Raw genomic sequence first — 21,407 nt, forward strand, 5'->3', positions numbered from 1 at the left:
GTGCCCTCAGAGCACACCACGACTTCGCATCGTGAACTTCAAAGGAGAACAGAATGAAGCGTCGCCAGCTTCTGCTCGGAGCAGTCAGCCTGATGGCCAGTGCCGCCCTGGTCACGGGTTGTGGCAGTACCCCGTCCGCCACGTCCGCCCCCACGGCCACGGAAGATCCCAGCGGCACCATCACGTTCTGGTCGTCCATGGCCGGAATGGACAAGGTGGCCGCCGCGTTCAACGCAAGCCAAAGCAAGATCAAGGTTAACTTCGAAACCATCCCCAACGGTGGTGCCGGCGGTTACGCCAAGCTGTCCACCGCGATCACGGCGGGCAATGGCCCTGATGTTGCCACCATCGAATACCCGCAGCTGCCGCAGTTCGTCAGCAACGGCCAGCTCCAGCCACTGGACGGGCTTATCAACAAGGCCGAAACCGTGGACAAGCTCACGGATGAGACCAAGGCCTTGGTGCAGTTCGGCGACCAGACCTATGCCCTGCCCTATGACGCAGCCCCCATGATCATGTGGTACCGCAAGGACATGCTGGACAAGGCCGGCGTCGGGACACCCAAGACCTGGGAGGACTTCGAAGAAGCCGGAAAGAAGCTCAAGGCCGTTGCGCCGGAGGCCTACCTGGCAAGCTTCAACCCGAACGAAGCAGCACTGACCGCAGCCCTGTCATGGCAGGCCGGAGCAAAGTGGTTCGGCACCGAAGGCGACAGCTGGAAGGTGGGCGTGAACGACGCCGCCACGCAGAAGGTGGCTACGTACTGGCAGAAGCTGATAGACCAGAAGATCGTCAAGGTCCAGCAGTCCTTCAGTGACGAATGGTCCGCAGACCTGGCCAGTGGCGCCGTCGTGGGTGTCCTTGGCGCCAACTGGAGCGCGACCGGCATCCAGAAGCGCACCGAAGCCAGCGGCCAGAAAGGCCAGTGGATCGCTGCCGAGGCCCCCAACTGGGGAACCCCAGCGGATGCGTTCTACGGCGGCTCCAGCTTCAACATCACCAAAAGCAGCAAGAATCCGGCCGCCGCGGCCAAGTTCGTCGAATACCTGGCTACCAGCCAGGACGCCATCAAGGCCCGCGGCAACACCGGTTCTGCCTTCCTGGCCTTCCCGGGGCTGACGCCCGTAGCGCAGCAAGCGTTCGACGCCAGCTACTTCGGCAACGACATCTACGCCGTCTTCGACAAGGCCTACTCCACCATTACCCCGGGCTGGCAGTGGGGTCCCAACTGGGACATCACCAACACAGCGCTGAAGGACGCCTACGGCAAGCTGACCACCGGCGGCAAGGTTCTTGAAGCCGTGGACACTGCCCAGACCGCGACGGTAGCCGGGCTCAAGCAGAGCGGCCTCTCCGTCAAGGAGTAGGCCCGAACGGCGGGGGCTTCGGGACTACGAAGCCCCCGCCCGAGGAGAGTAATCATGGCTACGCAAATACCCACCACAACAGGCGCCGCGAGTACCCGCAAGCAACGCGCAATGTCCGGAACGGGCGGCCGTACGGCGGCACTGTTCCTCACACCATTCTTCGCAGTCTTCGCACTCGCGATGGTGGCACCCGTTATCTACTCGATTGTGCTCAGCTTCTTCGCCCAGCAGAAGTCCGGGCTGGGCTTCGGCGAAGCCAAGACCTCATTCGTCGGCCTCGAGAACTACTTCCAAGTACTGCAGTCGGAGAGCTTCGTGGGCGGTATTGGCCGCCTGGCCATGTACTGCGCGCTCTACATCCCCTGCATGGTGGGCGGCGCCTTGGCGTTCGCGCTCCTCCTGGACGCGGCCGTCGCGCGTGCCCGGAAGCTCTTCCAGCTCCTGGTCTTCCTCCCCCACGCTGTGCCCGGCGTCATCGCTGCCTTGATCTGGGCCTACCTCTACACTCCGGGTGTCAGCCCGATCGTCTCCGTCCTGGAAAGCGGCGGTATTGCGCTGAACTTCCTGGACAACCAGATGATTTTGCCGTCCATTGTGAATATCGCAGTGTGGGAGTGGACCGGCTACAACGTGATCGTGCTCTTCACCGCCCTTCAGGCTGTCCCGCGGGAGATCCTGGAAGCTGCCCGCGTGGACGGCGCAGGCGAAGTCCGCGCGGCGCTCAGCATCAAACTGCCTTTGATCCTCCCGGCCCTGAGCGTGATCATGCTGTTCACCGTGATCGGCACCCTCCAGCTGTTCACCGAGCCGTCGATCATCTCGAAGGCCACGGCCTCCGTCACCAGCACCTGGGTGCCGAACATGTGGGCCTACGACGCCGCGTTCAACCGGCACAACCTCAACCAGGCCGCAGCTGCCTCCATCATCATCGCGCTCATGGCCGCCGTGCTGTCCTGGGCCGTTACCCGCTTCAGCTCAAGGATGAACAAAGCATGAGCACCTCAACGTTGTCCCGCCCCAGGGCCTCGACCCCCGCCGGGCCACCGAAGAGGCGTCGGGCTGCCCGCAACGGCGGCTTCGCCAGTTCGTTTACCGTGAATGCCCTGCTGATTCTGGGCTGCGCGTACATGGTTCTCCCGGTGGTGTGGTTGTTCTTCGCCTCCACCAAGAACACCGCGGACCTCTACGGAACTGCTGCCTACGCTTTTGGGGAGCCGGCCTTCTTCGACAACATCGCGGCAGTGCTGAACCAGGACGGCGGGGTCTTCCTCCGTTGGATGGCAAACTCCATGTTCTACGCGGCCTTCGGAGCGGTCTTCGGCGGGCTCATCTCCGTCATGGCCGGCTACGCCTTCGACAAGTTCCAGTTCCGCGGCAAGGATTCATTCTTCGGGATCGTCCTGGTAGGCGTCCTGATTCCCAACACTGCAACCGTCCTGCCGATGTACCTGCTGGCCTCGGTGTTCGGCATCACCAACACCATCTGGGCCATCCTCATCCCGGTTTTGTGCAACCCGTTCGGCGTGTACCTGGCCAGGGTCTACTCGGCCGCTTACGTCCCCGCCGAAACCCTCGAAGCGGCCCGCGTGGACGGAGCCGGACCCATCCGGTCCTTCTTCTCCCTGGGCCTGCCCATGATGATGCCCGGCTACATCACCATCGCCCTGTTCCAGTTCGTGGGCGTCTGGAACAACTTCATGCTCCCGCTGGTGATGCTCCAGGACCAGCAACTGCTGCCCGTCAGCGTGGGCATCTCCATCTGGCAGGGCTACTCCATCCCGCAGCCTGAGTTCACCCCCATGGTCATCACAGGATCCCTCCTCTCGATCGTTCCGTTGCTGGTGGCCTTCATCATGCTGCAGCGCTTCTGGAAGTCCGGCCTCACCGCAGGGAGCGTCAAATGACCTTGAATGTCGCCTTGGCCATGCCCGCCCATACGGCACGGGCAGTGTTTCCGCCGCGCAGCCTTGACCCGTTGGAACCAGCCTTGAACCTGCTCAGCCGCGAACCGATCCAGGATTTTGGGTCGGTGCCGGGCCGTTCCATGCTCGCAGAAGCAGACATCCTCATCACCGGGTGGGGCTGTCCGATGATCGACGACGCTGTCCTGGATGCAGCACCCCGCCTGCGGTACGTCCTGCATGCCGCAGGCAGCGTGAAACACCACATCGGCGACGCATGCTGGGAACGCGGCATCCAGATCAGCTCGGCTGCGGATGCCAACGCCATCCCCGTGGCCGAGTACACCGTGGCCATGATCGTCCTGGCCAACAAGCGCGTCCTTCAGATCGCCCGCGCCCTGCACACCACGCGGACCGATGTCCTTGCTGAGCAGCTCTTCCCGGACATGGGCAACTACCGCAAACGCGTAGGAATCATTGGTGCCTCGAAGATCGGCCGGCACGTTATCCGGCTGCTCGCGCCGTATGATCTGGACGTCGTGGTCTCGGACCCCTACCTGTCCCCGGCTGAGGCTGCGGCCCTTGGTGTCGGGCTTGTCAGCCTGGACCAGCTCGTGGCGAGCAGCGACATCGTAAGCCTCCACGCGCCGTCGTTACCCTCCACCAAGAACCTCTTGCACGCCGGACTGATCGAACGGATGCAGCCCGGCGCCACGTTCATCAACACCTCGCGCGGTGAACTGGTGGACCAGGACGCGCTGCTCGTCCGGGTGGAACAAGGTGACTTGTACGCGATCCTGGACGTCACCACCCCGTGGGTGTTGCCCGCCGAATCCCGGTTCTACACGCACCCCAACGTGCTGCTCACCCCGCACGTAGCCGGGTCCCTCGGCAACGAACTCGAGCGGATGGCTGCGAGCGCGGTAAACGAAGCCCTGCGCCTGTCCCGCCGGGAGGAGTTGCGGTTCCGGGTGAAGGCGGAGGATCTCGCCTTCACGGCCTAGGCTAGCCGGCACGCGGCTGACAAAGACGCACGACGGCGACCTCCCGCCGTCGTGCGTTGTGCCGTCCCCGATGTGGGCTGCTTAGCCTGCGTCCTTCTTGGCTTGGCGCTGGGCGCCCTGCGAGCGGCTGGAAGCGTCGCGTTTTACGCCACCGGTGGTCTTCTGGTGGGAGCGGGCGCGGCCCGGACCTGTGGTGGACTTGGCACCGGCACCTGAGGTCTGCGGCCCGGACGACTTCCCGGCAGCGGCGCGTTCCAAGCGCTCATCCTTGAGTTCTTCCGCTGCCTGGTGGGCCACGCGGGCCAGTTCCGTACTCACCATGGAGAGTGCTTCCTCGAACACGAAGGCACGGGCGCGGGCTTTGTCCGATTTGTTGGCGGCAGCTCCGCGCGCGCCGGCTTCCAGCACCTCATCTGCCGCTTTGCGCCGATAATTGGTGGTGTACTTATTGCGGGCCCGCCGCACCCGTTTATGCAGTTTCAGCAGGCCCTCTTCGTCGAGCAGCTCAAGCCTGGCTGGCTCCAATTCGCGAATCAAATCAAGTTGATCTTGCTTCAACACCCACAGATATTGGTCCATTCGCCGATAATTCCATACCTCGTGGCCGAGGGATAGATCCGCCGGCTTCATTCAAAGAGCTCCGGTGATGCAGTGAGCGCCACGTACGCCCAGACCTCGAGGCCCAGAGGTGCGAGTGCGGCCACCACAGCCCGGCGGACGGCGTCTTCCTCACCAACAGTCCAGGCCGACCCGGCAACCACGAAGTCCACCTCAACGTAGAGTTTCCGTCCAACTTTTCCGGATCGAACCAGCGGCTGTTCCAACCCGAACTCGTTCCTAACAGCTTGCACCGCCGCAGTGATGGCCGCGTCGATCTCCTTGGACGGTGCTCCCTCAAGAAGTTCGTTCAATCCGGCCCGAATCAGTCCGATGGGAATGTACGCGAGGATCAGGCAGGCGACCAGGACGAGTACTGGGTCCACATAGAGCGCCACCTCCGCCAGCCCCATACCTTGCAGAATCAAAGCCACGCCGGCGCCCAAGAGCATCATGAGGCTGAGGATGGCTCCCGCCCGCCACTGCGCAATCTCAGCTCCTACCAGGTCCGAGTCCGGTGCCGCGCGACGCATCCACCAAGCAGTCGCGAATCCGATGGCAGCGGTGATCGCCCCATAAATGGCGATGACGGCGGCGCTGACCGGCGAACCGCCGTCGCGAATGACCACCACGGCATCGCTCACGGCCACCAACAGCGTGGCCGCCACAGCGATCCCCTGTATCAGAACCACTAACGGCGTCAGCGCGTCCCGCCCAAAGGGGAAGCGTCGCGTCGGCCCTGCCGCGGAGGCGGAGGACGCCTTCAACGAGATCGCCGACAGCACCAAACCGATTCCCATGTACGCGCCGTCGAACACGATGATCCTGGTCCCGCTGGCAATCCCCAGGATCAGCGCTCCGGCGGCGACCACGGCAGAGGCCCACAACGAAAAGCGCAGGGCCCGTCCCTCCGACCTGAGCTGGCCGTCAGCCATCAGCGGTACCGGCAGCCAGGGCATCAAGCAGGCGGATAAAGACGGCGATCCAGCCATAGATGATCACGAAGGCGATGAGTTCAAAGGCAGTCAGGTTGAAGTAGCCCACCGGGAAGAACAGCAGAAGCGACACGATGAGGGCTGCCAGGAAAGCGCTGCAAAGGAAGAAGAAGCGGCGCGGAAGCCCTCTCAAAACGAAGGGAGAGGCAAGGAGCAGGAGGATGAAGACAACGGCCATTCCGGAGGCGAACAGGGTGTGGATCAGGAAACTGACGGAGAGCGGCACCACGCCCACCCCCGCGAGGAGCAGCCCCATTGCCACAAACGCACCCGAGCACAGGCCGGCACTCCACCGGTGCACCAACACGTTTCGCTCGATGAGGGACCTCAGGTCGCGGTGGAGGTACACGGCGAACGTGGTGATGAAGAAGCCGGCAACGATCAGCGACAGATTGAACAGGCCGCTGGATGCGCCGCCCAGGGTGCCGAGCTGGCTGAAGTGGTACTCCCACCATTTCGGGTCCTGCGAGGTAGCCATGCTGGCCACCGTGCTCATCACCATGAAGAGAACCAGGAGGCCGGACAACTTCCGGGTATTGATGTCAGCCACTGAGAGATAGATCCAATACACCGCCAGTCCGCAGGCAACTGCCATTCCCACTGTGGCCGCGTAGATGTCCACGGTGAGGCCCTGAAAACTTCGCTGCAGCAAAAGGAAAGTGGCTACTGTTGCGATGGCCGAGATCAGGGCGTGAACCAGGGCTACTGTTGTTGCGTCCACGATGAACTTCCACGGCGGAAGGCTGAGCCGCCAGCTCTGGTCCGGAAGGTAACGCGAACGCCAGTAGCCAACGAATGCTGCCGCCAGCCCGAGCACCAGGACTGCCCCGGCCGTCACCAACCCCAGGGAGGCGCCTCCCCACAGCGGCGGGGTGCGGCCGAAGAAGATGAGCAATGCTGCCAGGCCTGCAACCACCGCAGCCGAGGCAGCGGCCACAAGCGCCTCGGACTCGGTTGCCACCTCACGCTGGCGTGGCCTGCTGGGGACAGCCGTCGTGCCAGCTGTTCGCCCCACCGTCGGTTGGCTCACGGCGTGGTTCCTCCCAGGGAGCCAGCACGCCCCTTCGGACCATCGGTGGCCGCCTCAGACGGGGCCGTGAGCCACACCATCGCTTCGTCTTCAGAGGTGAAAAAACGAGTAGGGCACGGCGGTTCCTGGACAGCCAGTTGATAGTCGGCGAGCATCCGGTCTACGGGGTTTCTTCCCAGCAACGCGATCTTGGAGGCCGCGCAGGGTTCAACGAAGACGTCCCGGGCTCCACGGCTGAGGTGGCCGGCATCGGCCATGGTCACCAGCAGGGGGTATCGGCGTCCGGCGGCGATTTCATTCACTGCGTCTACCGCTGCCCGGGCATTGTCGGCACCAATGCGGACACCGGGTTTCCAGGCCAAGGACATGACGGAGTCCGCCTCGAATCGGATGACGTAATCGTCGGAGTCCGTCTGAGCCATAGAACTCTCCATCTCTCCTGGGCTGTCCGAAGTGTCCGTTGTACCACGGGCTGTCTCCACCCTGCGCCCGCCGGCGACCTCCCGTCTCCTCCGAAATGAGTGATCTTTGGTGTCCGATCAGCTGGTGGACGACGTGCCCGCGTTTTCACTTTCCGGTTCCTCCACCCCGGCCTGTGCATACGATGCCGACACTCGGCGGTAGACCGGTGTGAGGAAAGCGATGAGTGCCACCGCGATCATGATGAGTCCGGCCACCAGGAACACCAGCGCGATGCCGCGGGAGATTCCCTCGCCCAGCAACGGTTCAAGCTGGGCGGCACCTTCGGACGACCGGGCATACGGGATGATCCAGAACTGGGCGATTGGTGCAATCAGGAATGCGGTTATGGGCGCTGCCGCCGATTCGAAGGCCATGGCGAAACCAAAGACCCTGCCCTGGCGCGGGAGCGGAACAACTTTCTGGATAACGGTCTGCTCGGCAGCCTCCACCACGGGAACAAGTGCCATGTAGAACCAGATGCCCACGATGTAGAGCCACGCCCACTCGCGCAGGGTGAAAACCGCGCCGAGGACTCCCATCAAAGCGACGGCGATCAGCATGGTCCGCAAGGGGTTGGGCCCAAGCCCGAACTTCCCGATCAGCGCTCCGCCCACGATGAAACCTGTGGCGCCTACCGCGAAGACGGTCCCCCAGATCTCCACGGAGAACATCTCCAGGCCGTAAGGGTCCATCAACGCCATGTAGACGCCGCCGATGAAGTTGTTGAACGTGGAAAAGAGGATCAAGGCGAACAGGCCGGATATTGCCATCACAGCGGCCCAAGACCCGCGCAGGTCGAATCCGCCCTGCGCATCCGAGGCCGCTGCCCGCACTTCCTCGGGCAAGCGCAGAGTGAGCAGGTGTGCGAAGGCCAACGCGGTGAGGACCAAAGCCACCACCACGGTCCACCCCATGCCCAGCATTCCCACGGACAGCCCGGACAGGACGGAAGTCACCAGGAACATCAGTCCCTGCACCATGCCCACCAATCCGTTGGCATTCGCCCGACGGTCGGGCTCAATCAGAATGGTGACCGTGGTGGAAAGGGCGATGTTGCGCATGTTCTCCACCACCGCGCCGATCAGGATGATCATGGTGAAGATCCAGAACCAGGGCTGCGTCAGGTCGAGCAAAGCCTCTACCGGGGTCAGGAGGAACATGACTCCGGCGAGGACGAACATCACCAAGGTGAACACTGCGGCGAAGCGCATCACCGCCAGCTTGCGGTGGCGGTCCACGAGCGTGCCGAAACTAATGCTGGAGAGGGCAATCAGCAGCATGTACGCGCCGCCGATAACCCCTGTGGCAATCACGTTGCGCGTTTCCAAGTACACCCAAAAGGTCAAGGCGTACCAGAGGTAGCTGGTGGTGATATTGGCCAAGGCCGTGTTGACCAGGATCCCAGTGAAGGTTCGGGATCGCTGCGCCGGAGTGCGTACGGACAGGTCGATGGCGTCGGAATCCACGGCAGAAGCCGGTTCCTGCTCAGTCATGCGTCCCAGTAAACCACTGCATCCCACAGCCCGGTAGTATCGGCAGGGAATCCTAAAGACGCTTGGGGGAATTGTTTAATGACGCGCGCACAAGGTCAGCTCGCTTTTACCGACGACGTAAGCCGGGATCTGGAATTACAGGAATATGGTTTGGATCCTGCAGTCGATTCCACGCTCCTTCCCAATACGGCTGTCATGAGCGCCCTGCAAAACCTTGTTCGCTTGGCCACCGAGTTGTGCGGCGCTCCTTACGGCGTGGTCAACATCATCAGCGCGGAATACCAGCACCAAATTGGCGCGTGGGGTGTGGAACCCGGAGTCTGCTCGCGAGAAGACTCCATGTGCGCCAAGGTGTTCCTCTCCCGCGAGCGGACAGTCGTCAGCGACGCGTCCCAGGATCCGCGTTTCGCGGACAACCCTTTTGTCACGGGGGAAATCGGCAAAGTCCGCTTTTATGCGTCTGTCCCGTTGCAAACGGAATCGGGCTTTGTGCCAGGAACCCTCTGCGTCTTCTCGGATAAGACGAAAGAATTGCGCCCCGAACAAATCAGCATGCTTGAAGTCCTTGCCAAGCAAGTGGTGGAGCTCTTGGAACTGCAGCATCGCACGGTCCAGCTGGACCGCACCTATGCCGAGCTCAAAGACAGCAACGCCAAGCTCGCCGGTTTCGCTGGCCGCGTCAGCCACGATCTCCGCATTCCCTTGACCACCATCCTCGGCTACGTCGAGTTGGTGGAAGACGATCCCGACGTCGAGCCTGGCAGCACGGCCGCCAACTACCTGGACCGCATTGGTGCCAGCGGCCGGCGGATGCTCGGAATGCTGGAGGACGTCCTCAGCTACTCCCGGGTGGGCGGCGGCATACAGCCGGAGCATGTGTCTCTGCGGGAGCTCACCGAGGAAGTTGCAGGTGACCTGGGAATTGAGAATGACGGGATAGTCGACGTCGAAGATCTCACGGTCCGCGCGGACCGTGGACAAGTCCGTACGCTCCTGCAGAACCTGCTCTCCAACGCCATGAACTACCGCAGTCCCGAACGCGACCTCCGCGTCCGCATCAGTGGGGTTTCCAACTACCACGGCGCCACGATTTTCATCGCGGACAACGGCAAGGGCATCAACCCGGAAGACCGGGCCAAATGCCTCGAGCCCTTGGTACGCCTGCGGCGGCAAGGTGACGGCCCGGGCACGGGCCTCGGACTGGCAACGTGCAGGAGCATCGCCAAAGCACACGGCGGCGACCTCACACTGGCTGAGACCCCCGGCGGCGGAACAACAGTGGCCGTCAGCTTTCCCGCGGGGCTCTAGACCGTCCGGAGTGTCTCCCGGTTCCTTGCCATTGCGCCTGTCATCATTCGAGGCATGACGACCTCACATTTCTTGTAGAGGAAACCGTGAAGCGGCCCGCCCCCGTCCGCTCACTCATCGCGATCCCACTCGTGGTCATCGTGCTGTTCCTGGCGGGCTGTGTCCCGATCGCAACGCCGCCGGCACCGGCACCACCAGCTGTCGCGGTCATCGGCGCCGCACCGTCGAAGATCGCGCTGGGGACTCCGTCCACTGAGGCCATGACGACGCGCACGGCAGGACAATCGCCCACGGTGGCGACGTGGCAGTATCTCAGCGGCGCAGAGTCCTTTAACAGGGACCTGGATGCACGGCTGCTCGGCATTTTCGATGCCCGGGCCGGCGGCCGCCATCAACCAGCGGCCCTGTCAGCCACCCCTGGTGCGCTGTTGTCCGACGGAGTGTCGGTCACGCATGAAATCATCCTGGCCACGGGAAACGTGGTGGGCTCCCGATGGGTGCAGACAACAATGGCCAACGGTGTCCGGACCGCGTGGAGGGACCAGATCAGCTACCAGGACCTCAGCACTGGGGCGGTCACTGACAGCGCAGCCTTGATCAGCCCGGCCATGACAGGAACCCTGCGGACAATCCTTGGGGACATCTTCCGTTCCGAGACCCGTGCCCCGACCCCCGGTTCACTGCCCACCGGTTCACTGCCCACAGGTCCGCTGCCCGATGCCGAGCTGCTCACCGCCGTCGCCTTGACCACAACCGGGAATCTCAGCGTGACCATCCACCAAGACCCCGGCACAGGCGTCGCCTTGGCCAGTCCGCTCACTGTGGAGCTCAGTGCCCAAACCACGGACAACGTCATCTCACCCGCAGGCCAAGTGCTTCGCAACGCAGTCACCGCGGGAACACCGTTCAACGCCCCACAGCGCACCCCTGACGGCGCGGCGCACATCAACTGCGACCTCGTCCCGTGTGTTGCCCTGACCTACGACGACGGGCCGAATGCCCAAACCACCCGGCTCCTCACCATCCTGGACAAGCACAAGGTGTATGCCACGTTCTTCCAGCAGGGCGGCTACGTCAGGGCCAATCCGGCGGTGGCACACTCCGTGGCGGCAGCGGGCCACAGCATCGCCAACCACACCATGAGCCACCCGTACCTCACCAAGCTTCCGGCGTCAGGCATCGAAAGGGAGGTCCAGGGAGCCCAGGCTGCCATCGAAAAAGCAACGGGTGTGGTGCCGGTATTCCTGAGACCGCCGTACGGTGCAACCAACACAACAGTTGCCGCCTCCGTGGGCCTGCCGCAGGTCACCTGGGATGTGGACTCCCTTGATTGGCAGTCCAGGAACAAGGCTGTGTTCATCCCCCGGATCATGGGCTTGGTCAAGCCTGGATCGATCATCCTGCAACACGACGTCCACGCGTCCACCGTCGACGGCCAGGCCGAACTCATCACCCAGCTCAAAGGCAGGGGCTATTGCTTGGTGACCCTCCCGCAGCTTTTCGCGGGGATCGACCTGATGCCGGGAGCCACCTACAAGTGCCGAGGCGCCGCGGGGGGTTGCGTTCCCGGCCGCTGAACGGCCGGAGGTTAAGTTACGACGGCGGCAGGTCGCCGTCGTTCGTCTTTTCCCCGAGCCGGGGCTACTTGTCCTCGCCCTTGCCCTTGGCCTTTTCAGGCTTCTTCTCGCTCTTGCCGTCGCTCTTTTTCTCGGCAAGGTCCTTGCCTGGCACCACCACGGGGGCGGGCGCCTCGACCACGGGAACGGGATCCGTTTGCGGTGTCTCGGGAAGATTGACCACCTCGGCGGGCACAGCTTCGGCAGGTGCCGGCGCCGGTGCCACGGGGGCCACTGGCAGAGCCGGCGAACTTGGCTGGGGCTCCGCCTGGGATATCCCGGAATCTGCAGGTTGGGTGGGATCCGCGGTGTTGCCCGATGGCGCAATTCCCTGGGTGAGGAAGATCAGAGCCAGCGGCACAGTCACGGCCGCAGCGGCGACTGCCCGGACAGTCTTGGGACGCCTCTTGCCGACGGTCCGGAGTCCGCTGATCGCGGCTTGCTTTCGGGTTGGCGTGCGGAAAGGTGGCCGCGACGGCACCGGCGGCAACACCGCGGTCCGCCGGCCCGATTGGATTTTTTCTTCGGCGAGCGCCAGCTCAACGTCTTGGGCACTCGGACGCTTTTCGGGGTCCATGTCCGTCATGGTCTCCAAAAGGGTACGCAGCGGCGCAGGGAGCTCCAGGGGAATCTCCGGAGCGCGGTGCAGGCGAGCAGCGGCGGTCTCGATGGGAGTCCCCGGGTATTCCGCCCTCCCGGTCAGGCACTCCAGCAGCACCAGGCCCAGCGAATAGATGTCGCTGGCCGGAGTCAGGTGCAGGCCCTGGGCCTGCTCCGGGCTGAGGTATTGGGCCGTTCCCACAGTGAACCCCGTGGCGGTGAGGCGGTTGTCATCCATGACCAAGGCGACCCCGAAGTCCGCCAACTTCACGGATTCGGCGAGTTCGCCGTCGTCGGATACCAGGATGTTGGCGGGCTTGATGTCGCGATGGATGACACCGTGCTCATGTACTTGGGACAGCGCCCCGGCTATCCGGCTGCCGATGCGCACTGTTTCCGGCAGGGTGAGGGGACCCTCGGACAGCACGGCGCGCAAGTCATGGCCCTCGGCGAGTTCCATGACCAGGAAGGCACGTTCTTCGTCGTTTCGGGTATCGACGCCCGCGTCAAAGGCAGCAACGAGTCCAGGGTGGTCAAACCCTGCCAGAAGCCGCATTTCGGTTTCCTGGCGTCCACGGAAGGAGTCGTCGCCCGAACCCGGGAGGAAGATCTTGATGGCCACCTCACGGCCGAGCAGCAGGTCCGTTGCCCGGTAGACCGTGGACATGGCGCCGCGGCCCAGGACAGGGCCCATCTGGTATCGGCCGTCCAAGGTGTCGTCGATGGAATCGGGGACGCGGGAGTCCACGGCCTCTTCATTGTTGCCCACGAATGGTCACGCCCTTCAGGCCCACCTGGATACCCCGGACCAATCCACCGTCCGACGTCACCAAGCAATGCCGTCAATCAAACTTCCACGATGGCCGCGCGGCCGACTGCTTCAGCCCCTGGCGGCCCAGGCTCAAAGCCCAAACAGCATCATCCGGTTACACCAGATAAGTCATCAGGATACTTATTAACCACCCGCAAGGGCAACGTGGCGATTCAGGGACAACTGAATCAGGCGCTATGCAGCCGGTCCACGGCCGCGCGAAGTTGTCCCGCAGGTACCCCCAGGGACCATTCGGCCACGTCCGTGACGAACCGAGTGAACGCCTCATAATCGAAGGCCTCGGCGTTGTTGACGTACGAACCCACGCCGTCAATGGCTACCCAGATCCGAATGCAGGCGGCGAAGGGGTCCTCCACCACGAAGTCCCCGGACCTCACGCCATCCTCGATCAGGGCGGTCAGCCTGGTCCGATCCAAGTGCTCCTGCGCCAAGAGAGCTTCCACGAGGGCAGGTGTGAACCGGCACAGATGCCGGGCGTTGAGCCACAGCCGGGTGAGTTCGAAGGCGCCTTGGCCTTCGATGCGCAAGACAAGGTGCGCCATGCGCTCGAGGGGAGTGCCGACGTCGGGGAACAACTCCTCCCGCTCTTCCGAAACAGCGCGGACGAAGGCGGCGATCACCAGGTCTTCGGCGGCGGGATAGTAGTGACTGATCAGCCCGGGCCGCACGCCCAGGCGGTCGGCCACGGCGCGAAGGGTAATCCGCTCCAAGCCCTCATTCAGCGCAATCGAAGCGGCTTCGGCCAGGATCTCGGCACGGCGCTCGTCAGGTAATTTTCGTACGCGTTGCGATGTGGGGCTTGACACCATGCCCCACAGTCTATTGGATTGGTGACCAATAGCACATTGGTCAGGCGACCAATAGCGTCATTGGATCGGTTCCCAACGGTGCGAGCCGATCCTTGCCCGAGAGGAACAACGTTGTCCCACCCCCCTATGACTGACGCGGTCAGTTACCCCGAACCCCTTGCCCATCCCGAAACCCGCGGCATCGAACTCATCGAAACCTCCGAACGGCACGGCCGGGCCAGGGACCTCTTCCCGGTCTGGGCCGCCCCCAACGTCAGCGTCCTGAACTTCACGGTGGGCGCCTCCCTGATCCTGCTCGGCATGGAACTCTGGCAGGCCTTCCTCGTGATCATCGCCGGCAGCCTCCCTTGGATCCTCACCGGCATCGTCGCAACCAGTGGTCCTGCCGCAGGCACGTCAGGCTCCGTCATCACCCGCGCCATCTACGGAATCCGCGGGAACAGGCTGGTGGTGGCCTTCTTCGGCTGGTTCATCTCCGCAGTCTTCCTGGCGCTCAACTGGCTGGCATCCTCCTTCATGGGCGCCGAGCTCCTGGGCCAGCTGGGGCTCACGGATCCCGTTCTGGTTCCAGTCCTCGTCACCATCGTGGTTGCCGCCATCACAGTCCTGGTTGCGGTGTTCGGGCACAGCCTGATCCTGCGCAGCTACCCCATAGTGGCTTCGGTACTGTTGGGCATCTTCCTGTTGGTGACGGCGTTCATCCTGCCCCACGTTCAGTGGGGCTACGCCGCTCCGGCGCCCGTGGAAGGTGCACCACTGTGGTCCGCGATGACCATCGGTTTTACCATCCTGGCCTCCAGCCCCCTGTCCTACTCGAACAGCCCGGACCTGGCCCGCTACCTCCCCGAGTCCACCAAGCCTTCGCACATCATCGCGGCTACAGCGCTCGGGGGCGCCCTTCCTGCCATGTTCTTCACAGGGGTAGGTGCCTTGCTCGCAACCGGCATTGACGCAGCCGCCATGGACCTCGGCATCGAATCGGCGCTCCTGGCCCTGCTCCCCGCATGGCTCGGACCCCTTTTCGTGGTGGGCGTCATCATCAACACCATCTCGCTCAACGGCATGACCACCTACACCGCCAGCATGGCGTTCCAGTCCATCGGCGTACCCATCCGGCGCATCCCCTCGGCGGTGGTAGTTGGGGCCATCGGCACGGCGTTGACCATCTATTTGGTGATGTCCACCAGCTTGCTTGAAGCTGTGAACCTCATGCTCCAGCTGTTGGTCCTCATTTCGGGACCCACCATGGCGGTCTTCGCCACGGACGTCATTCTTCGGCGCAATCGCTACAGCGGAAGGGACCTCTTCGACGAAAAGCCCGGCAGCCCCTTCTGGTACTCCGGCGGCTGGCACGTTCCCGGTTTGCTCGCCATCGTTGTGGGCGCGGCTGTGGCGTCCCTGTTCCTCACCAACGCCGTGTGGACAGGCCCCATCGCAGCGGCCATGGGCAACCTGGACCTCTCGGTGCCGGTATCCGTGGTGACTACCGCCGGGGTGTACATCGCCCTGACACGCCTGGCCGCGAAGCGCCGCCCTACCGCCATCCCCTCCATCGAAGGAGCCCGCGCATGACGTCCCCCACCACAGGCGCCCACCCCGCCCGCTACCCCGGCGCCGCCGAGCAACCAACCCTCGATACCTGGCAGGTGGGACCGCACAACCGATGGACGTTCGCGCACCTGGGGGAAATAGTTCCGACGGCGGCCATTACCCGCCGCTTCCCGGCCACCCCTGTTAGAGCTGCCGAGCGGTTGGACGCCCTTGAATTGCCCGCCCTGGCACAACGGCTGGAAGCGAGCTACACCGATGCTTTCCTGGTCCTGCACCGCAACGAGGTGATCGCGGAGTACTACCGCCCCGGCTTCGCCCCGGATGACCTTCACCTGGTCATGAGCGTTTCCAAATCCATGTGCGGACTGGTGCTGGGGGCTTTGGTGGGCTCAGGAGACATCGTGACATCCGCCCGCGTGGTCGACTACGTCCCCGAACTCGCAGGGTCGGCCTACGATGGACCCACCGTGCAGCACGTCCTGGATATGGCGATCCACCTCGACTACAGCGAGGACTATATGGATCCGTCCTCCGAAGTCCAGACCCACGACCGGTCCTCCGGCTGGCGCACCCGGCAAAGCGCCGACCCTGCGGACACGTACGCCTTCCTCACTACGCTCACGGGTAACGGCACAGTGGGTTCGTTCCAGTACTGCTCGGCCAACACCGACGTCCTGGCATGGATCATTGAGCGGGTTACGGGGCTGCGCTACTCGGACGCGCTCTCCAAGTATCTGTGGTCCAAGCTCGATGCTGGCCGGGACGCCACCATCACCGTCGATCCCGCAGGCTTCGGCTTCGCGAACGGCGGGGTCTCCTGCACCGCCCGCGACCTCGCCCGCGTGGGCCGGCTGATGCTCGACGGCGGCAAAGGTCCAGGCGGGAGGGTGGTGTCCGCGGGGTGGGTCCGCAGCATCCTCGACGGCGGGGACCCCCACGCCATGGCCGATTCCTCCTACACAGCGCTCCACCCCGGCGGCTCTTACACAAGGCAGTGGTGGTGCACGGGAAACGAGCGCGGCAACGTCACCGGCATTGGCATCCACGGCCAGTACCTTTGGCTGGATCCCACCACCGATACCGTGATCGTGAAGCTGTCCACGTGGCCGGAACCGGACAGCGACCACTTCCATGAACTCGACAACCAGTTACTCCTCGATGTCAGCCATGCAGTGGATCACATCACCGCTGACCACGGCGCCCGATACGACGCAAACACCGTAGGAACAGAAAGCAAGGAAAACGCAGCGTGACCACCCAGCTCTACACCAATGCCCGCATCTTCACCTCTGATACCCGCCGCTGGGCGGAGGCCATGATTGTCCAGGATGACCGCCTTCTCTACGTAGGGGACGCAGGCACAGCGGCGCGGTTGCGACCGGACGCCGCGGTCACGGACCTCGAGGGCCGTTTGGTAGTCCCCGGGTTCGTCGACGGCCACGCCCACGTGGTGGGCACCGGCGAAGCCTTGGGACAGGTCAGCCTGTGGGGCGCCAAGTCCGTGCAAGACATCCAGCAACGCATCAAGGCTCGGGATACCGAACGACCGGATGCCCACCGGATCCTGGCCACCGGGTGGCTTCACGGAGCAATACCTGGCGGCGTCCCGAACGCCGGCATGCTGGATGCCGTGGTCCCGGACAAACCCGTTTATGCCTTCGCCTACGACTTCCACTCGGTGTGGGTGAACTCCGCGGCGCTCACTGAACTCGGGATCACCGACGACACAGAGAACCCCCACGGCGGCACCATCAAACGCAACGCCGACGGGCATGCCACGGGCTACATCGACGAGAACGCTTTCTACGATCTGGTGCTCCCCTTCCTGGACTCCCAGGTCAGCGAGAATGAGCACTCGGCCAGCATCGCCGCAGTCCAGCAGGCCTACCGCGAAACCGGGGTCACCGCCGCGTGCGACATGGGCTTCAACGAGACGGACCTCGACGCCTTCAAACGGGCAGATAAGGACGGCACGCTGACCAGCCGACTCATCGCTTACTGGCGGGTTAACAACACCGGCTCTGTGGAGGACAACATCGCCCAGGTCCAGCGGGCGGCTGCGCTCGCCGTCGAGCATGAAACACCGTTCCTTCGGGTGGCGGGTATCAAGGTGATCATCGACGGCACCATCGACGGCTGCACCGCCACCCTGGGAATGCCGTACGCCGACGGGTCAAACGCCGAGCCGATCTGGAGCCTTGACGAGCTTGCGCCGGTGGTGGCGGCGGCGGATGCCGCTGGCCTCAAGGTTGCGATGCACGCCATTGGGGATGAATCGGTGCGGATAGCGATCGGCGCCGTGGAACACGCCGTGGCGGCGAACGGCCCCCGCGAACGCCGTCACAGGATCGAGCACCTTGAGTTGGTGGACAGGGCCGACGTCGATCGCCTCGCCGCGCTGGGGATCACCGCCAGCATGCAACCTGTCCACGCCGATCCCGCCATCAGCGAGAACTGGGCCGCCAAACTGGGTGACGAGCGGGTGGAGCGCGGTTTCCCATGGCCGTGGATCAAGGAGGCCGGCGCCTGCCTTGCCTTCGGCACCGACTCCCCCACGTCCCCGCACGCACCGTTGCCCAATATGTATGTGGCCACCACGCGTGCCTCTGCCTTGGACGCGTCCGCCGGAACCAACGTGCCTGACTTCGCGCTGCCACTGGCCGATTCGATCGAGCATGCAACGCGGGATCCTGCGTGGACCTGCGGCGCCGAGCATGAGATCGGACGGCTTGCAGCCGGCCTGTATGCGGACTTCGTTGTCCTGGACACCGATGTCTTCGCCGGCAACGCGGCCACACTCCTGGCTGTGAAGGTTGTGCGAACGGTGGTAGGCGGGCGAACCGTCTACGAAAAGGACTAACCGACGTCCCGGCGTCGGGCCTTTCCTCACGTGACGCACGGAACTGCGGTCCGGCAGGGCCTCAGGGCACAATGGGAGGCATGACCCTTACAACCTTTGCCCTCGTCCGCCATGGCCAGACCGACTGGAATGCGGAGCGCCGGTTGCAGGGCTCTACCGATATTCCACTGAACGACGTCGGCCGCGGACAGGCGCGCGACGCCGTCGCCTTCTTGTCGGATCGCTCATGGGACGCTGTAGTCTCCTCGCCGTTGGGCCGTGCCGCTGAGACCGCCGAGATCATTGCCGAGGGGCTGGGACTCAAGGTCGCGCGGCTCGTTCCGGAGCTGACCGAACGCAGCTTTGGACCTGCCGAGGGACTGCAGGCGGGCCCCGAGCTGGAGGCCCTGCGCATTCCGGGTGGATTCCGTGGCGGCGAGAGCGATGACGACGCCGCCAGCCGAGGCTTGGGAGCGCTCGAGGAACTGGCCGCAGAGTTTGCCGGCAAGCGTGTCCTGGTAGTTGCTCACGGCACCTTGATTCGGCTGACGCTCAACCGTGCCATCGGTCGCACCTTGGACAGTGTCCACAACGCTGTCTTGAACTTGGCCCATCACCACGTGACGGACGGCTGGGAGCTTGAGTACTTCAACGGCGAGCGCGTCACCGCCGACGCCAGGGTCTGATCCGGGGGAGGAGCCATGGAGTACTAGCTGGCGCCGGGACCCTCCGACCGGGCGGACAACGCCGCCGACAATAAACGGTCAAAGCTGGCAACTCCCTCCCTTTGCGGGACTGCCGAGATCTTGACGGCCCACTTTTGGGGAGCGTCGGCCTCAACCGCGAGGAGTCGCTTGGCGTGAAGCCGCAACCCGGGAAGCCCGCTGACTGTGAGCGGAAGAGGCTCGCCGCTGGCAATCAATCGGCGGAGTTGCTTCACAGAAAGCCTGTCGCGGGAGCTACCCGTCACCTCGACGATGGTGTCGTTCACTCTCTTGGTGAGCCCCAGCATGAAGCTCCGCTGACCAGCGATCGCCGGGATGGTGAGGATAGTGGCGAAAAGCGCAGTGAAGAGGGTCGTCGCACCCAAGCCTCCCAAGCCGGGCATGAAGGCCAGGGCAAGGCCAGGGACCAGGCCCAGAGCACTGAAAATAATGAACTTGACCATGGGGTTGTCGCCTGGCTTCCTCTCCCAGCGAACCACCGTCACGGAGTCGTGCTGCAATGGTTGGCGCACCGAATCATTCATCGTCAGGTTCCCTTCACTTCCATGAGCGCTTCGGCCAGGATGACTGCCTGGCGTGCTTCCCGCAGATCATTGCGCAGACCCTGGTCCCGGGTGGTTGGGCCGGATCGTGGGCCAGCGAGTTGGTAGATGACCCTGTTCAGGTTTTCCCGGTCGCGTGACAAACGCCGTGCCGACGTCAGCTTTGCCCTGCTGGCCTCGAGTTCGCGCAGCGACTGACCCACGGCCTCTCGTTGCGCTTGCAAGCGCCGCAGCTTTTCCGCGATCCGGAGTGCCTGGGTACGGCGCGTCGACACCATCTTGACTGCCGTGTCGTGGAGTTCCGCCAGGGTGGCGTACGTCTGCGGTTCGCCCGAGTACCGGTCCAGCTCTTCGCTGACACGGGCACGCCGACGCTCCCATCCCAGCAGTGCCACTTGGTACTTCTCCAAGAGCAGCGAGACGGAAGAGACTGCCTTATCCACGGCTTTCGCGCGCTTGCCCAGGTTCGAAGCAGCCGCCTCCAGCCTCAAGATGAAGGCGGCGTAGTTGTCAGCAGGCGGAGTATTGACCTGTGTGCCCATGTGCCACCCCCAAGCTCCCCGCACGCCATGCTCCCAAACGCCCTTGTCACGAGAATAGAGAGTTCAGGCGCGTTGGCATAGGCTTCCCGGTTCGAGGATCGGGCGGCCGGGGCGCCCGGTTATCTGGCTTCGAGCCGTGCCTTGAGTTGCTGCGCGTAGTCGCCGTAGGCTGCGGCAATTTCTTCCAGGTCAACAGTCTGGGGGAAGTCGATCACGGGCTGGTGCTCGGCGAGGTAGCTGGTGGTTTCTTCCACGACCGACTGTTCATCGAAGCCGCCCAATCCCGCCTCTGCAAGGAAATCCGGGTTGGTATGGACCAGGGATTCCCCGGTCTGCCCTTCGGATGCCCAACGCACCAGGTACTCGTTCTGATTCACAAGTTCGATGTCGAATGACTTCTCCATGGAAGCAGCCTACGCCGTCACGCCGCGGGTGATGACCCATTCCGGGCGCTGACCAACCCCAGCAGGATTTCCTCTTTGACTCCCAGTAGAGCGGCCGCAAGGCTCCCCATCAGGTCCAGCACATACTCGCTGCTGGCACTCCCGGCCAACACATCCATCACCAGCCCGTCTTCCTGGGCTACAAGGGTGCGGGCAATCCTGGCCGGATCCAAGACGGGCGAAAACTCTCCCGAGAGCGTTCCGGCGTCGATGATGTCACGGTAAATGCGTTCCTGGGCGGCGGTGAGCTCTTCCTGGATCCGGCGTTGTTCGGGATCCCGCAGCATGTGCGGCCAGTACTCGTAGAGAATGCGGGAGACGTCGTCGTCCAGCCCGGCGGTCGTTCCCGCGCTGATGACCGCGGCCAACCGGGCCGTGGGGCCCATGCCGGGGTCGATGGCCTCGTCGAGCTTTTCCAGGAACCTGTCCGACGATGCATGCACGGCAGCCGCAATGATCTCTGCGTGGCTGCCGAAGTAGTACAGCACAGCGTTGGCGGCCATGCCCGCCTCTGCGGCGATGGCACGCAGCGTGGCGCCCTCCGCGCCATCGCGCGCGGCCACGGCCTGGGCTGCGGCCACTATTTCCTGGCGTCGAATTTCCTTCTTGTGCACCTTTGCCACTGCCGCTCCCCCGGACTTCTGAAGATACCCCGACTTCTGAAGATATCTGTTGACTTTGACTCTAGACCGTTATTGAATGGCATTCAAATTTGAATGTGATTCAAATTACCGCTTCAACGAGGAGTCTC

General features: G+C 63.7%; 21 protein-coding genes. 10 read left to right on the forward strand and 11 right to left on the reverse strand.

The genetic code is table 11. The annotated features are described in order from the left end of the window. Positions 1 to 53: 53 nt before the first annotated feature. The 4 genes from ACR30Z_RS17470 to ACR30Z_RS17485 are packed head-to-tail and all read left to right on the forward strand — an operon-like array spanning position 54 to position 4,272. Positions 54 to 1,367, forward strand: a complete 1,314-nt coding sequence (locus tag ACR30Z_RS17470) for an ABC transporter substrate-binding protein (RefSeq protein ID WP_144652340.1) — start codon at positions 54 to 56, stop codon at positions 1,365 to 1,367. A gap of 54 nt (positions 1,368 to 1,421) precedes the next feature. Next, positions 1,422 to 2,363, forward strand: coding sequence for a carbohydrate ABC transporter permease (locus ACR30Z_RS17475; protein ID WP_434373830.1), 942 nt, complete (start codon positions 1,422 to 1,424; stop codon positions 2,361 to 2,363). Beyond that, a complete protein-coding gene (locus tag ACR30Z_RS17480; RefSeq protein WP_144652342.1) occupies positions 2,360 to 3,271 on the forward strand; it encodes a carbohydrate ABC transporter permease in 912 nt (303 codons plus the stop codon). Before ACR30Z_RS17475 ends, ACR30Z_RS17480 begins: the two co-directional genes overlap by 4 nt. Then, complete coding sequence (locus ACR30Z_RS17485; RefSeq protein WP_144652343.1) at positions 3,268 to 4,272, forward strand: hydroxyacid dehydrogenase; 1,005 nt, start codon at positions 3,268 to 3,270, stop codon at positions 4,270 to 4,272. Before ACR30Z_RS17480 ends, ACR30Z_RS17485 begins: the two co-directional genes overlap by 4 nt. An 81-nt stretch (positions 4,273 to 4,353) precedes the next feature. Here the strand turns inward: ACR30Z_RS17485 and ACR30Z_RS17490 are convergent, their stop codons facing one another. The 5 genes from ACR30Z_RS17490 to ACR30Z_RS17510 all read right to left on the reverse strand — a co-directional run bounded on the left by ACR30Z_RS17490 (position 4,354) and on the right by ACR30Z_RS17510 (position 8,849). Next, positions 4,354 to 4,833 (reverse strand): hypothetical protein, encoded by a 480-nt coding sequence (locus tag ACR30Z_RS17490; protein WP_244296821.1) that lies wholly within the window; start codon positions 4,831 to 4,833, stop codon positions 4,354 to 4,356. 65 nt (positions 4,834 to 4,898) lie between these two features. Then, complete coding sequence (locus tag ACR30Z_RS17495; RefSeq protein WP_434373833.1) at positions 4,899 to 5,804, reverse strand: cation transporter; 906 nt, start codon at positions 5,802 to 5,804, stop codon at positions 4,899 to 4,901. Continuing rightward, on the reverse strand, positions 5,797 to 6,894 hold the full coding sequence (locus ACR30Z_RS17500; protein ID WP_434373835.1) for a DUF998 domain-containing protein: 1,098 nt from the start codon (positions 6,892 to 6,894) through the stop codon (positions 5,797 to 5,799). Before ACR30Z_RS17500 ends, ACR30Z_RS17495 begins: the two co-directional genes overlap by 8 nt. After that, positions 6,891 to 7,316: a DUF7793 family protein gene (locus ACR30Z_RS17505; RefSeq protein WP_144652347.1), complete on the reverse strand. Its 426-nt coding sequence runs from the start codon at positions 7,314 to 7,316 to the stop codon at positions 6,891 to 6,893. Before ACR30Z_RS17505 ends, ACR30Z_RS17500 begins: the two co-directional genes overlap by 4 nt. A 117-nt stretch (positions 7,317 to 7,433) precedes the next feature. Continuing rightward, complete coding sequence (locus tag ACR30Z_RS17510; RefSeq protein WP_434373837.1) at positions 7,434 to 8,849, reverse strand: MFS transporter; 1,416 nt, start codon at positions 8,847 to 8,849, stop codon at positions 7,434 to 7,436. Positions 8,850 to 8,927: 78 nt separating this feature from the next. Here ACR30Z_RS17510 and ACR30Z_RS17515 point away from each other — a divergent pair, with 78 nt between their 5' ends. After that, the gene (locus tag ACR30Z_RS17515; RefSeq protein WP_434373839.1) at positions 8,928 to 10,157 is read left to right on the forward strand and encodes a GAF domain-containing sensor histidine kinase; all 1,230 of its coding nucleotides are present in this window, start codon (positions 8,928 to 8,930) and stop codon (positions 10,155 to 10,157) included. Positions 10,158 to 10,243: 86 nt separating this feature from the next. Beyond that, on the forward strand, positions 10,244 to 11,734 hold the full coding sequence (locus ACR30Z_RS17520; protein ID WP_434373841.1) for a polysaccharide deacetylase family protein: 1,491 nt from the start codon (positions 10,244 to 10,246) through the stop codon (positions 11,732 to 11,734). A gap of 64 nt (positions 11,735 to 11,798) precedes the next feature. Here ACR30Z_RS17520 and ACR30Z_RS17525 read toward each other — a convergent pair whose 3' ends face one another. Together ACR30Z_RS17525 and ACR30Z_RS17530 are read right to left on the reverse strand one after the other, a co-directional pair. After that, entirely contained in the window at positions 11,799 to 13,142 is a 1,344-nt protein-coding gene (locus ACR30Z_RS17525; RefSeq protein ID WP_434373843.1) for a serine/threonine-protein kinase, read from the reverse strand. 230 nt (positions 13,143 to 13,372) lie between these two features. Continuing rightward, positions 13,373 to 14,014 carry a TetR/AcrR family transcriptional regulator gene (locus ACR30Z_RS17530; RefSeq protein WP_434373845.1) on the reverse strand — a complete coding sequence of 214 codons (642 nt, stop codon included), beginning with the start codon at positions 14,012 to 14,014 and terminating at the stop codon, positions 13,373 to 13,375. A 126-nt stretch (positions 14,015 to 14,140) separates the two neighbouring features. Between ACR30Z_RS17530 and ACR30Z_RS17535 the strand changes: the two genes are divergently transcribed. From ACR30Z_RS17535 to ACR30Z_RS17550, 4 genes are all read left to right on the forward strand, one after another. Then, the gene (locus ACR30Z_RS17535; protein WP_434373847.1) at positions 14,141 to 15,586 is read left to right on the forward strand and encodes a purine-cytosine permease family protein; all 1,446 of its coding nucleotides are present in this window, start codon (positions 14,141 to 14,143) and stop codon (positions 15,584 to 15,586) included. Then, positions 15,583 to 16,818: a serine hydrolase domain-containing protein gene (locus tag ACR30Z_RS17540; RefSeq protein WP_434373849.1), complete on the forward strand. Its 1,236-nt coding sequence runs from the start codon at positions 15,583 to 15,585 to the stop codon at positions 16,816 to 16,818. Before ACR30Z_RS17535 ends, ACR30Z_RS17540 begins: the two co-directional genes overlap by 4 nt. Beyond that, positions 16,815 to 18,425: an amidohydrolase gene (locus ACR30Z_RS17545; RefSeq protein WP_434373851.1), complete on the forward strand. Its 1,611-nt coding sequence runs from the start codon at positions 16,815 to 16,817 to the stop codon at positions 18,423 to 18,425. Before ACR30Z_RS17540 ends, ACR30Z_RS17545 begins: the two co-directional genes overlap by 4 nt. Before the next feature lie 71 nt (positions 18,426 to 18,496). Continuing rightward, a complete protein-coding gene (locus ACR30Z_RS17550; RefSeq protein ID WP_434373853.1) occupies positions 18,497 to 19,090 on the forward strand; it encodes a histidine phosphatase family protein in 594 nt (197 codons plus the stop codon). Between the two features lie 23 nt (positions 19,091 to 19,113). Here ACR30Z_RS17550 and ACR30Z_RS17555 read toward each other — a convergent pair whose 3' ends face one another. The 4 genes from ACR30Z_RS17555 to ACR30Z_RS17570 all read right to left on the reverse strand — a co-directional run bounded on the left by ACR30Z_RS17555 (position 19,114) and on the right by ACR30Z_RS17570 (position 21,279). Beyond that, positions 19,114 to 19,653, reverse strand: coding sequence for a hypothetical protein (locus ACR30Z_RS17555; RefSeq protein WP_434373855.1), 540 nt, complete (start codon positions 19,651 to 19,653; stop codon positions 19,114 to 19,116). Positions 19,654 to 19,655: 2 nt separating this feature from the next. Continuing rightward, entirely contained in the window at positions 19,656 to 20,213 is a 558-nt protein-coding gene (locus tag ACR30Z_RS17560) for a hypothetical protein (RefSeq protein WP_434373857.1), read from the reverse strand. Between the two features lie 119 nt (positions 20,214 to 20,332). Next, complete coding sequence (locus ACR30Z_RS17565; protein WP_144652357.1) at positions 20,333 to 20,617, reverse strand: hypothetical protein; 285 nt, start codon at positions 20,615 to 20,617, stop codon at positions 20,333 to 20,335. 17 nt (positions 20,618 to 20,634) lie between these two features. Next, positions 20,635 to 21,279 carry a TetR family transcriptional regulator gene (locus ACR30Z_RS17570; RefSeq protein WP_434373859.1) on the reverse strand — a complete coding sequence of 215 codons (645 nt, stop codon included), beginning with the start codon at positions 21,277 to 21,279 and terminating at the stop codon, positions 20,635 to 20,637. Positions 21,280 to 21,407 lie beyond the last annotated feature (128 nt).

Source organism: Paenarthrobacter sp. FR1, assembly GCF_051106045.1.
Classification (GTDB): Bacteria; Actinomycetota; Actinomycetes; order Actinomycetales; family Micrococcaceae; genus Arthrobacter; species Arthrobacter nitroguajacolicus_A.

Coding starts and splice junctions, on each gene's coding strand:
- ACR30Z_RS17470 (WP_144652340.1), top strand. CDS start 54: ATGAAGCGTCGCCAGCTTCTGCTCGGAGCAGTCAGCCTGATGGCCAGT.
- ACR30Z_RS17475 (WP_434373830.1), top strand. CDS start 1,422: ATGGCTACGCAAATACCCACCACAACAGGCGCCGCGAGTACCCGCAAG.
- ACR30Z_RS17480 (WP_144652342.1), top strand. CDS start 2,360: ATGAGCACCTCAACGTTGTCCCGCCCCAGGGCCTCGACCCCCGCCGGG.
- ACR30Z_RS17485 (WP_144652343.1), top strand. CDS start 3,268: ATGACCTTGAATGTCGCCTTGGCCATGCCCGCCCATACGGCACGGGCA.
- ACR30Z_RS17495 (WP_434373833.1), bottom strand. CDS start 5,804: ATGGCTGACGGCCAGCTCAGGTCGGAGGGACGGGCCCTGCGCTTTTCG.
- ACR30Z_RS17505 (WP_144652347.1), bottom strand. CDS start 7,316: ATGGCTCAGACGGACTCCGACGATTACGTCATCCGATTCGAGGCGGAC.
- ACR30Z_RS17510 (WP_434373837.1), bottom strand. CDS start 8,849: ATGACTGAGCAGGAACCGGCTTCTGCCGTGGATTCCGACGCCATCGAC.
- ACR30Z_RS17515 (WP_434373839.1), top strand. CDS start 8,928: ATGACGCGCGCACAAGGTCAGCTCGCTTTTACCGACGACGTAAGCCGG.
- ACR30Z_RS17530 (WP_434373845.1), bottom strand. CDS start 14,014: ATGGTGTCAAGCCCCACATCGCAACGCGTACGAAAATTACCTGACGAG.
- ACR30Z_RS17535 (WP_434373847.1), top strand. CDS start 14,141: ATGACTGACGCGGTCAGTTACCCCGAACCCCTTGCCCATCCCGAAACC.
- ACR30Z_RS17540 (WP_434373849.1), top strand. CDS start 15,583: ATGACGTCCCCCACCACAGGCGCCCACCCCGCCCGCTACCCCGGCGCC.
- ACR30Z_RS17550 (WP_434373853.1), top strand. CDS start 18,497: ATGGGAGGCATGACCCTTACAACCTTTGCCCTCGTCCGCCATGGCCAG.
- ACR30Z_RS17555 (WP_434373855.1), bottom strand. CDS start 19,653: ATGAATGATTCGGTGCGCCAACCATTGCAGCACGACTCCGTGACGGTG.
- ACR30Z_RS17560 (WP_434373857.1), bottom strand. CDS start 20,213: ATGGGCACACAGGTCAATACTCCGCCTGCTGACAACTACGCCGCCTTC.
- ACR30Z_RS17565 (WP_144652357.1), bottom strand. CDS start 20,617: ATGGAGAAGTCATTCGACATCGAACTTGTGAATCAGAACGAGTACCTG.